The sequence below is a fragment of the Bacteroidota bacterium genome, from assembly GCA_018698135.1.
GTDB lineage: Bacteria > Bacteroidota > Bacteroidia > CAILMK01 > JAAYUY01 > JABINZ01.
Window position 1 is genome coordinate 1 of sequence record JABINZ010000133.1, and the last position, 2,208, is coordinate 2,208.

Consider the following 2,208-nt stretch of genomic DNA (forward strand, 5'->3'; position numbering starts at 1 on the left):
GTGTTAAAAATGTCATGCTCGATCAATCAGAAGACTACTGGAAATATTACATCAAAAAAGCAGATAAGACCTTTTCTGTCTGGGCTGATTTTCCGGTAAATCCTTCTTTGAATTAATATTGAATTTCGGAATTCTATCTCCTCAGAATTACTTAAATATAATAGGCTGCTTTTCTTTCTAAGAGCTACTACTTTAATTATATGTTGTATCTTTAATTGTAATCTATTGGTTTAATTCAAACAAAATTTGATATTGAAGTGTTCATGAAAGCGAATAAAACAACCTTCTTCTTATTTATTTCACAAATTGCATTACTTACTATTCTTATTGGAAGTTCAATTGGTTTCTCGAGTTGCTTTAAGTTTTATTTAGATTACCCTCCTGAGGAAAATGATAGTATACCTGAATATTATTCTCCTTGGTTAAATATCAAGCAACCTCAATCGAATTCATTTGATGTTGGAAAAGGAGAAAACATTCCTTTTGTTATAGAGACTTATTCAAATTATAATTCGAATGCAGATATTAAAGAAATTAGGTTTAATGCTATTTGTACGAGTGCAAAAGGGAATGTTGATACAATATGGTATCCAGACTCAAGTGAAACTAAATTAATGAAAAGGGAGTTAATATATATGGTTCCAATTGAGTTTGTAGAAGGAGATTTAATAACTATTAAGGTTTCTGTATATGATGTTGATTCTATGATAACGACTCGAGAGTTTGTATTAACAGTTAAGGATCTTTCTGGAATAATAGAATATGATAGCATAAATATTGGTGCTCAGTTCAATGATAGTTTTGGTAGTTTCTATTCATGTAATCTTAACAAAGTTTTTAACACAGATAAAGCACAGTCAACAGGTCAAAATGAAATTGATTTAATATATTGTTATCATTCTTCTTATAAGGCTTCAATTGTTAGTCCAGAAAATGATGATGTTTTTGGCAATGTTGTAAACCAAATTTCTGAATTGAAGGTAACTGAATGGACAACAAGACGAAAAACAAAATTTCGTCATTTAGAACCACTTAGTGATGTCGAATGGAGGTATTTGACAGGTGTTAAAATTGCGCAATTATTTGCTACATCTTCATACCCAATATTGAATATTGCGAATAATTTAGCCTATAATCCTTCAAGCGGTATCGGGACATATTCACTATTTAAAACTGAAGGTAATGTTTATGGAATAATTAAGGTGAATAATATCAGCAGTTATGATTCTTCTGGATTTATTAATATTGATTTAAAAATTAAAAAATAGAATTGGAATTTATCGTGCAAATGTCTTAATCTCTTTAGTACTAAAATCCTTTGCTAAATATTTATAATAGGCTGTAATAGCAATCATTGCAGCATTATCGGTGCAATACTGTCTTTGAGGGATGTATGTATTCCAACGATGTTTTATAGAAAGCTCATTTATACGTTCGCGTAATGCTGAGTTAGCAGCAACTCCACCTGCCAGTGCAATTTCTTTGATCCCTGTCTGTTTGGATGCTTTAACCAGTTTACCTGTCAGATAGCTGACAATTCTATGCTGATATGAAGCACAGAGGTCATTGGTGTTTTCTTTAATAAAGTTTGGGTTGTCCTTAAGCCCATCCCTGATTTTATATAGGAAGGATGTTTTTAATCCGCTAAAACTAAAGTTTAATCCTTGAATTTTTGGGGTGGGAAATTCAAAAGCATCTATATTCCCATGCTTGGCATATTTATCAACATTGGGTCCTCCAGGATAGGGCAAATCGATCACTTTGGCTGCTTTATCAAAAGCTTCGCCAGCTGCATCGTCAAGCGTTTGTCCAATAATCTCATACGTAATTTGGTCGGTTACTTTTAAGATTTGCGTATGTCCGCCTGAAACCAACAAACATAAAAATGGGAAATTAGGTTTAGGATCATCAATAAAATTGGCCAATACATGAGCCTGTAGATGATTAACTCCTATTAAGGGAATGCCAAGTGAGCTGGACAAGCCTTTTGCAAAAGAGCTGGCCACCAGCAATGAACCAATTAGTCCAGGGCCATTAGTGAAGGCAACAGCATCTAAATTTTTTTGAGTAAGACCTGATTCTTTAAAAGCCTGATTGACAACAGATACAATATTGCGTTGGTGTGCTCGAGAAGCAAGTTCAGGAACAACTCCACCAAATTTTTCATGTATGGCCTGACTACTTATGATATTGGTAAGAATTTTGCCA

The 2,208-nt window shown here is 33.2% G+C and carries 2 protein-coding genes; one reads left to right on the forward strand and one right to left on the reverse strand.

Translation table 11 applies throughout. From position 1 onward, the window contains the following. Nucleotides 1–263: 263 nt before the first annotated feature. Nucleotides 264–1,268 (forward strand): hypothetical protein, encoded by a 1,005-nt coding sequence (locus tag HOG71_08680; GenBank protein ID MBT5990918.1) that lies wholly within the window; start codon nt 264–266, stop codon nt 1,266–1,268. Nucleotides 1,269–1,277: 9 nt separating this feature from the next. Here the strand turns inward: HOG71_08680 and tsaD are convergent. Continuing rightward, the coding region (tsaD, locus tag HOG71_08685) for a tRNA (adenosine(37)-N6)-threonylcarbamoyltransferase complex transferase subunit TsaD (protein MBT5990919.1) at nt 1,278–2,208 on the reverse strand (931 nt) is incomplete at its 5' end.